The organism is Pseudomonas sp. SDO5591_S426 (genome assembly GCF_054070755.1).
Genome location: NZ_JBSVXD010000227.1, coordinates 1 through 7,773 on the forward strand (window position 1 = coordinate 1; position 7,773 = coordinate 7,773).

General features: G+C 59.4%; 7 protein-coding genes. 4 read left to right on the top strand and 3 right to left on the bottom strand.

Annotated elements, in window-relative coordinates:
• Nucleotides 1–27: 27 nt before the first annotated feature.
• On the bottom strand, nucleotides 28–423 hold the full coding sequence (gene msrB, locus ACW9JC_RS26875) for a peptide-methionine (R)-S-oxide reductase MsrB (protein ID WP_457458791.1): 396 nt from the start codon (nucleotides 421–423) through the stop codon (nucleotides 28–30).
• A gap of 226 nt (nucleotides 424–649) precedes the next feature.
• On the opposite strand from msrB, the gene ACW9JC_RS26880 reads away from it, so the two are divergent.
• A complete protein-coding gene (locus tag ACW9JC_RS26880) occupies nucleotides 650–1,861 on the top strand; it encodes a pyridoxal phosphate-dependent aminotransferase (RefSeq protein ID WP_008030363.1) in 1,212 nt (403 codons plus the stop codon).
• A gap of 313 nt (nucleotides 1,862–2,174) precedes the next feature.
• Nucleotides 2,175–3,065 (top strand): protease HtpX, encoded by an 891-nt coding sequence (htpX, locus tag ACW9JC_RS26885; protein ID WP_338582242.1) that lies wholly within the window; start codon nucleotides 2,175–2,177, stop codon nucleotides 3,063–3,065.
• Between the two features lie 80 nt (nucleotides 3,066–3,145).
• Here htpX and ACW9JC_RS26890 read toward each other — a convergent pair whose 3' ends face one another.
• Nucleotides 3,146–3,802: a thiopurine S-methyltransferase gene (locus ACW9JC_RS26890; RefSeq protein WP_457458794.1), complete on the bottom strand. Its 657-nt coding sequence runs from the start codon at nucleotides 3,800–3,802 to the stop codon at nucleotides 3,146–3,148.
• A 102-nt stretch (nucleotides 3,803–3,904) separates the two neighbouring features.
• Between ACW9JC_RS26890 and ACW9JC_RS26895 the strand changes: the two genes are divergently transcribed.
• A complete protein-coding gene (locus tag ACW9JC_RS26895; RefSeq protein ID WP_457458796.1) occupies nucleotides 3,905–4,672 on the top strand; it encodes a DODA-type extradiol aromatic ring-opening family dioxygenase in 768 nt (255 codons plus the stop codon).
• A 154-nt stretch (nucleotides 4,673–4,826) separates the two neighbouring features.
• Here the strand turns inward: ACW9JC_RS26895 and ACW9JC_RS26900 are convergent, their stop codons facing one another.
• On the bottom strand, nucleotides 4,827–6,500 hold the full coding sequence (locus ACW9JC_RS26900) for a DEAD/DEAH box helicase (RefSeq protein ID WP_338582246.1): 1,674 nt from the start codon (nucleotides 6,498–6,500) through the stop codon (nucleotides 4,827–4,829).
• Nucleotides 6,501–6,920: 420 nt separating this feature from the next.
• Here ACW9JC_RS26900 and ACW9JC_RS26905 point away from each other — a divergent pair, with 420 nt between their 5' ends.
• Entirely contained in the window at nucleotides 6,921–7,712 is a 792-nt protein-coding gene (locus ACW9JC_RS26905; RefSeq protein ID WP_457458798.1) for a crotonase/enoyl-CoA hydratase family protein, read from the top strand.
• Nucleotides 7,713–7,773 lie beyond the last annotated feature (61 nt).

Below are 7,773 nucleotides of genomic sequence, written 5' to 3' on the forward strand. Positions count from 1 at the left end.
GCCGGCAAGCCGTGCTCCTACAGAGGTTTACTCGCGAGGCACCAGGTCCAGGCACACAGAATTGATGCAGTAACGCAGACCGGTGGGTGGCGGGCCGTCCGGGAACACGTGCCCCAAGTGCGCGTCGCATTTGGCGCAGACCACTTCCGTGCGGATCATGCCGTGGCTGACGTCACGGATTTCGGTCATGGCGTTGTCGCCGATCGGCGCATAGAAGCTCGGCCAGCCGCAGCCGGAATCGAATTTGGTCTTGGAATCGAACAACGGTTCGTTGCAGCAGATGCAGTGGTAGATCCCGTCGACCTTGCTGTCGTTGTATTTGCCGGAGAACGGTCGTTCGGTGCCCTTGAGGCGGCACACGTTGTACTGCTCCGGATCGAGCATGGCCTTCCATTCTTCCAGGGTTTTTTCCAACTTTTCCATCATCACACCTCGGCGGCTGAAAAAGCCCGATCTGTACCTTTTCCACGGATCGGGCGGCACGTATGATTGCGCCTCGTCAAACGCCAGTCTGGCAGCCAGACCACGCGCATTCAAACGGATTTATGGATGCTGCCTCTCAAGGCGTCAGGCCTGTGTGATTACGCAGGATTCCCAGTACGGTTGTTCACACGCCGCCTGGATCGTTCATTTTCGGGAACACATCGCCATGCAGGTCAGCAAATCGAACAAGCTCGCCAACGTCTGCTACGACATTCGCGGCCCAGTGCTCAAGCACGCCAAACGCCTGGAAGAGGAAGGCCATCGCATCCTCAAGCTGAACATCGGCAACCCGGCGCCCTTTGGTTTCGAAGCGCCGGATGAAATCCTCCAGGATGTGATCCGCAACCTGCCGACCGCCCAGGGCTACAGTGACTCCAAAGGCCTGTTCAGCGCGCGCAAGGCCGTGATGCAGTACTACCAGCAAAAGCAGGTGGAAGGCGTCGGCATTGAAGACATCTACCTGGGCAACGGCGTTTCCGAGCTGATCGTGATGTCGATGCAGGCCCTGCTCAACAACGGCGACGAAGTGCTGGTGCCGGCTCCGGACTACCCGCTGTGGACTGCAGCGGTGAGCCTGTCCGGTGGTAATCCGGTGCATTACCTGTGCGACGAACAGGCCAACTGGTGGCCGGACCTGGCCGACATCAAGGCCAAGATCACCCCGAACACCAAGGCGCTGGTGATCATCAACCCGAACAACCCGACCGGTGCGGTGTATTCGAAGGAAGTGCTGCTGGGCATGCTGGAACTGGCCCGCCAGCACAATCTGGTGGTGTTCTCCGACGAGATCTACGACAAGATTCTCTACGACGATGCCGTGCACATCTGCACCGCGTCCCTGGCGCCGGACCTGCTGTGCCTGACCTTCAACGGTCTGTCCAAGTCCTATCGCGTCGCCGGTTTCCGTTCCGGCTGGATCGCCATTTCCGGCCCGAAACATCACGCGCAGAGCTACATCGAAGGCATCGACATGCTGGCCAACATGCGCCTGTGCGCCAACGTGCCGAGCCAGCACGCGATCCAGACCGCATTGGGTGGCTACCAGAGCATCAACGACCTGGTGCTGCCGCAGGGCCGTCTGCTGGAACAGCGCAACCGTACCTGGGAACTGCTCAACGACATTCCGGGCGTGAGCTGCGTCAAGCCGATGGGCGCGCTGTACGCATTCCCGCGCATCGACCCGAAAGTCTGCCCGATCCACAACGACGAGAAATTCGTCCTCGACCTGCTGCTTTCCGAGAAGCTGCTGGTGGTGCAAGGCACGGCCTTCAACTGGCCATGGCCGGACCACTTCCGCGTAGTGACCCTGCCACGCGTCGATGACCTCGACATGGCCATCGGGCGCATCGGCAACTTCCTCAAGTCCTATCGCCAGTAAATGGCCTTCACCGTGCGATGCCAAACCATCGCACGGCGATTCATTCAGCAACACATGCTTGCGCCCTGCCGCCCCCTGACACCTCACTCCCTGATCGATAACACCTGGCTTGCTCGCGTCTAATAACGACGGGGGTCGGGGCGTCAAGTGGCTTACAAACACTTCCCGCTGCACCATCGGAAAAGTCCTTCAAGCGACTAAGCTATTGCTGTAGGACACAGTTTGAAATAGTCACCCGGTTGAATACCCCGGTGCAGCACCTTATATACCCCGCAGTACGCTACATCTTTAGCATAAGGAGATTTCTACAACCATGATGCGCATCCTGCTGTTTTTGGCCACTAACCTGGCGGTCGTGCTGATTGCCAGCATCACCCTGAGCCTTTTCGGCTTCAACGGGTTCATGGCGGCCAATGGGGTTGACCTCAATCTCAATCAGCTGCTGATTTTCTGTGCGGTCTTTGGTTTCGCCGGTTCCCTGTTCTCGCTGTTCATCTCCAAGTGGATGGCGAAGATGAGCACCAGCACCCAGATCATCACCCAGCCACGCACTCGTCACGAGCAATGGCTGCTGCAAACCGTCGAGCAACTGTCCCGCGAAGCCGGGATCAAGATGCCCGAAGTCGGGATTTTCCCGGCCTACGAGGCGAACGCCTTCGCCACCGGCTGGAACAAGAACGATGCGCTGGTCGCGGTCAGCCAGGGCTTGCTCGAACGCTTCTCGCCGGATGAAGTGAAAGCCGTTCTGGCCCACGAAATCGGCCACGTGGCCAACGGCGACATGGTGACCCTGGCGTTGATCCAGGGCGTGGTGAACACCTTCGTGATGTTCTTCGCCCGGATCATCGGCAACTTTGTCGACAAGGTGATCTTCAAGAACGAAGAAGGCCAGGGCATCGCCTACTACGTCGCGACCATCGTCGCCGAATTGGTCCTGGGTATCCTGGCCAGCGCCATCGTGATGTGGTTCTCGCGCAAACGCGAATTCCGCGCTGACGAAGCCGGTGCAAACCTGGCCGGTACGGCCGCGATGATTGGCGCCCTGCAACGCCTGCGTGCGGAACAAGGCCTGCCGGTGCACATGCCCGACACCTTGAACGCCTTCGGCATCAACGGTGGCATCAAGCAAGGGTTCGCCCGCATGTTCATGAGCCACCCGCCGCTGGAAGAGCGTATCGACGCTCTGGCTCGTCGTCGGGGCTAAGAGACTCCACAGCAAAACAAAAGGCCCGCAGCGATGCGGGCCTTTTTTTGTCTGCCGAGACCCGCACAGACAACGGTCTTTTAACGAGTGGAAACCCGATACACCCGCTCCTCAAGCCGCGTGACACCCGCCTCCAGGAATTTCCCGCTCTCGCTCAGCACATCCTGATCTTCCAGGATCTTCAGCGTCCATGAAGCCCCGAACAACTGCTGCACTTCTTCATCGAGCACGGCAAACGGCGGGCCGGACATTTGCGACTGGTCATAGTCCAGTGTAATCAGCAGTCCAAGAGACTCCTTTGGCAGTATCCGCGTCAAATGGGCGGAATAGCGCTCTCGCATGTCCACCGGCAGCGCGATCAACGCAGCGCGATCATAAAGCGCGGAGCAATCGGCAACATCGCCTGCCGTCAGCTCGAAGAAATCGCCGCACCACAGCTCAATGGAACCTGCCCGATAAACCTTGAACGGCCCCTGTTCGCTAACGGCCGGATCAAAGCCATGTTCACTGAAAAACTCCTCGACGGCTTTTTCCGACAGTTCGACTCCCAAGACCTCATGACCTTGATGGGCGAGCCATAGCAAATCCAGGCTTTTTCCACATAGCGGCACCAACACGCGTGCGCCTTCTTCAAGGCTCAACGCTGGCCAGAACCGCTTCAGATGAGGGTTCACCTGCGGCAGATGAAAGCCGATCTGATTCGACGCCCACTTCTTGTGCCAAAACTCCGGCTGCATAAATAACCCCGAAAATTCGATCAAAACACCCTAAAACTTATATTAGATTTAGATCAATGATCTGACTGAAGATGGTGCATCTTAACTCTCAGGAGCTCATTCATGTTCCCCAGCCTGTACATATCCCATGGCTCCCCGATGCTTGCGCTGGAACCTGGTGCCAGTGGGCCGGCTCTGGCTCGCCTGGCGGCAGAAATGCCCAAACCCGAAGCCATCGTGATTGTTTCTGCACATTGGGAAAGCCATGAGCTATTAGTCAGCGGCAATCCCCAGCCCGAAACCTGGCATGACTTTGGTGGTTTTCCAAGGGCACTGTTCGAAGTGCAATACCCGGCGCCTGGCGAACCTCAACTGGCCGCAGAGGTTGTCGAGCTGTTGAACGCCGCCGACCTTCCGGCGCGCATCGATGCCCGTCGGCCGTTCGATCATGGGGTCTGGGTGCCTTTGTCCTTGATGTATCCGCAAGCGGATATTCCGGTTGTCCAGGTCTCGCTGCCCACCCGAGGCGGACCCGCCCTGCAAACCCGCGTCGGTCATGCCTTGGCCAGCCTGCGCGGACACGGCGTGCTGGTGATCGGCTCCGGCAGCATCACCCACAACCTGCGGGAACTGGACTGGCATGCCGGCCCAGAAAGCGTCGAACCTTGGGCGCAGGCGTTCCGCGACTGGATGATCGAGAAGCTGGCGGCGAACGACGAAGCGGCCCTGCACGATTATCGCCAACAAGCACCGAACGCCGCGCGCAACCACCCCAGCGACGAGCATTTGTTGCCGCTGTACTTTGCCCGCAGCGCCGGAGGCGAATTCAGCGTTGCCCACAAAGGGTTCACCATGGGTGCGCTGGGCATGGATATTTATCGCTTCGGCTGAGATGAAGATCAAAAGATCGCAGCCTTCGGCAGCTCCTACATGGGATCGCATTTCTCTGTAGGAGCTGCCGCAGGCTGCGATCTTTTTTGCAGGCAAAAAAATCCCCGAACCAGTCGGGGATTTTTTATGTTCGATCAATCAGCCCGGGGGCGGATCAATCTTCGCGGTAGCGACGCAGCTTCAACTGCTTACCGGCAACGCGAGTGTCCTTCAGCTTGGTCAGCAACTTCTCAAGACCATCTTCCGGCAGCTCGACGAGGCTGAAGCTGTCACGCACCTGGATGCGACCGATTGCTTCGCGAGCCAGACCACCTTCGTTGAGAATGGCGCCCAGCAGGTTCTTGGCAGCGATACCGTCACGCGCACCCAGCGCGGTACGGCAACGAGCACGACCTTCGCCCAGCGGCATTGGTGCGCGACGCTCGCGGTCACCACGCTCAGGACGATCACCGGAACGCTCTGGACGATCGCCACGCGGTGCGTTGTTCGGCACCAGTGGACGCTCTTTCTCGATAGCGGCCAGGTTCAGCGCTTGACCGTTGGTTGCCTTGCGCAGCAGGGCTGCGGCCAGGGCACGCGGGCTGCAACCGATGTCGGCGGTCAGGCGATCGAGCAGATCACCGTGGGTCGATTCAGCATCAGCCACCAGCGGCGACAGGCTGTTGGTCAGTTTCTTGATGCGCGCATCCAGAACGGCTTGAGCGTCCGGCAGGCGAACTTCAGCAACCTTCTGACCGGTTACACGCTCGATCACTTGCAGCATGCGGCGCTCACGTGGAGTCACCAGCAGCAGTGCACGACCTTCGCGACCGGCACGGCCGGTACGGCCGATACGGTGAACGTAGGATTCTGGGTCGTACGGCATGTCAACGTTGAACACGTGAGTGATGCGCGGAACGTCCAGACCACGAGCAGCAACGTCGGTCGCCACAACGATGTCCAGACGGCCATCCTTGAGGGAGTCGATCACGCGCTCACGCTGGTTCTGGGCGATGTCACCGTTCAGCGCAGCGGCTTTGTAGCCTTTGGCTTCCAGGGCACTGGCCAGGTCCAGGGTCGCTTGCTTGGTACGCACGAACATGATCAGCGCGTCGAAATCTTCCACTTCCAGCAAGCTGAGAACGGCCGAAGTCTTCTGGTCAGCGTGAACCAACAGGTGAGCCTGTTCGATCGCGGTAACGGTCTGGGTCTTGGTCTGGATCTTCACGTGTTGCGGATCGCGCAGGTGGCGTTCGGCAATGGCACGGATCGACTGCGGCAAGGTGGCCGAGAACAATACGGTCTGACGGGTTGCAGGCAGAGCCTTGAAGATAACTTCCAGGTCGTCCATGAAGCCCAGTTTGAGCATTTCGTCGGCTTCGTCGAGAACCAGGTGGTTCACGGTCGCCAGTACTTTTTCGTCACGACGCAGGTGGTCGCACAGACGGCCCGGAGTGGCGACAACGATCTGTGCGCCATTACGGATTGCTTTCAGCTGTGGGCCCATCGGCGCGCCGCCGTAGACAGCCACAACAGTTACGCCCGGCATTTGCTTGGCGTAGGTTTCGAAAGCGGTTGCAACTTGTAGCGCCAACTCACGAGTTGGGGCCAGGATCAGGGCTTGCGGCTCGCGCTTTGCAGGATCGATGCGATGCAGGATCGGCAGGGCGAACGCAGCGGTTTTACCCGTACCGGTTTGCGCCTGACCAATCATGTCGTGACCGGCCATGATGATCGGGATCGATTGCTGCTGAATAGCCGATGGCTCTTCGTAGCCAGTCGCGATGACGGCTGCAAGAATATTCGGATTGAGATTAAAAGCGGCGAAGCCGCCGGTTTCCTGGGTCATGGGTCTGCCTCTAAGTGCATCCGCAAAGACCCATGCTCCAAAGCTGCGCGTGCCGTGTTGAGACTCAAGAGTCGCCCTGGCAGCTTTGTCGGCGGGGATTTGCGAAAACGAATGAATGAAAAGAATCGTCAAGGGAGAGTCCGCAGTACGGACGTGCAGCCGAAGCTGACTTCGGGGAATTGCTCTACCTAAACGCGGCCCGGCTAAAGGCCGGCGCGCACTATACCGGAATTTGCCGAAAAAGGGAGCTTTTTTTATCGCAAAACTCCCGCGTACGGCGTTCTGTCACAGGCTTTGCGGATAATCGTGCAAGCGTCTATTTTTCAAAGGCCCGGCCTTGCGGGTTATGGCGCTAAAACGGTTCACCCGGACCACCCGGACCGTCGGTCCGACTCCCCTTCCCGCCCGAGGAAATGCACCATGAAAGAGCTCAACACCAGTCGTGTGAGCCGTGAAAAACGCGGTCACGTCCTGTTGATCGGCCTGGATCGGGTGGCCAAACGCAACGCCTTCGACCTCGACCTGCTCAACGAACTGAGCCTGGCCTACGGCGAGTTCGAAGCCGACAGCGAGGCGCGGGTGGCGGTGGTCTTTGGTCATGGCGAACATTTCACCGCCGGGCTGGATCTGGTGAGCGCCAGCGCGGCGCTGACCGAAGGCTGGCAGGCGCCACCCGGCGGTTGCGATCCATGGGGCGTGTTCGCCGGGCCAAGGGTCAGCAAACCGGTGATCGTCGCCGCGCAGGGTTATTGCCTGACCATCGGCATCGAATTGATGCTGGCCGCAGATATCAACCTGTGCGCCAGCAACACCCGCTTCGCGCAAATGGAAGTACAGCGCGGGATTTTCCCGTTTGGCGGGGCCACTTTGCGCCTGCATCAGGTGGCCGGTTGGGGCAATGCCATGCGCTGGATGCTGACCGGCGACGAGTTCGATGCCCGGGACGCCTTGCACTTGGGCCTGGTGCAGGAAGTCATGGCCAGTGAGGACTTGCTGCCGCGAGCGATTGAGCTGGCCGAGCGAATCGCGCGACAGGCGCCGCTGGGGGTCCAGGCGACGCTGATGTCGGCCCGGCAGGCGCGGTATGAAGGGGAAACCGCTGCGGCACAAGGATTACCGACGCTGGTGAAGAAGTTGCTGACCAGTGAGGATGCGCAGGAGGGTGTGCGGTCGCTGGTAGAACGGCGGCCCGGGATTTTCAAAGGCTGCTGAAAATCCGTGTAGGAGCTGCCGAAGGCTGCGATCTTTTGATCATGAAGAACAAAATCAAAAG

Coding starts and splice junctions, on each gene's coding strand:
- msrB (WP_457458791.1), bottom strand. CDS start 423: ATGGAAAAGTTGGAAAAAACCCTGGAAGAATGGAAGGCCATGCTCGAT.
- ACW9JC_RS26880 (WP_008030363.1), top strand. CDS start 650: ATGCAGGTCAGCAAATCGAACAAGCTCGCCAACGTCTGCTACGACATT.
- htpX (WP_338582242.1), top strand. CDS start 2,175: ATGATGCGCATCCTGCTGTTTTTGGCCACTAACCTGGCGGTCGTGCTG.
- ACW9JC_RS26890 (WP_457458794.1), bottom strand. CDS start 3,802: ATGCAGCCGGAGTTTTGGCACAAGAAGTGGGCGTCGAATCAGATCGGC.
- ACW9JC_RS26895 (WP_457458796.1), top strand. CDS start 3,905: ATGTTCCCCAGCCTGTACATATCCCATGGCTCCCCGATGCTTGCGCTG.
- ACW9JC_RS26900 (WP_338582246.1), bottom strand. CDS start 6,500: ATGACCCAGGAAACCGGCGGCTTCGCCGCTTTTAATCTCAATCCGAAT.
- ACW9JC_RS26905 (WP_457458798.1), top strand. CDS start 6,921: ATGAAAGAGCTCAACACCAGTCGTGTGAGCCGTGAAAAACGCGGTCAC.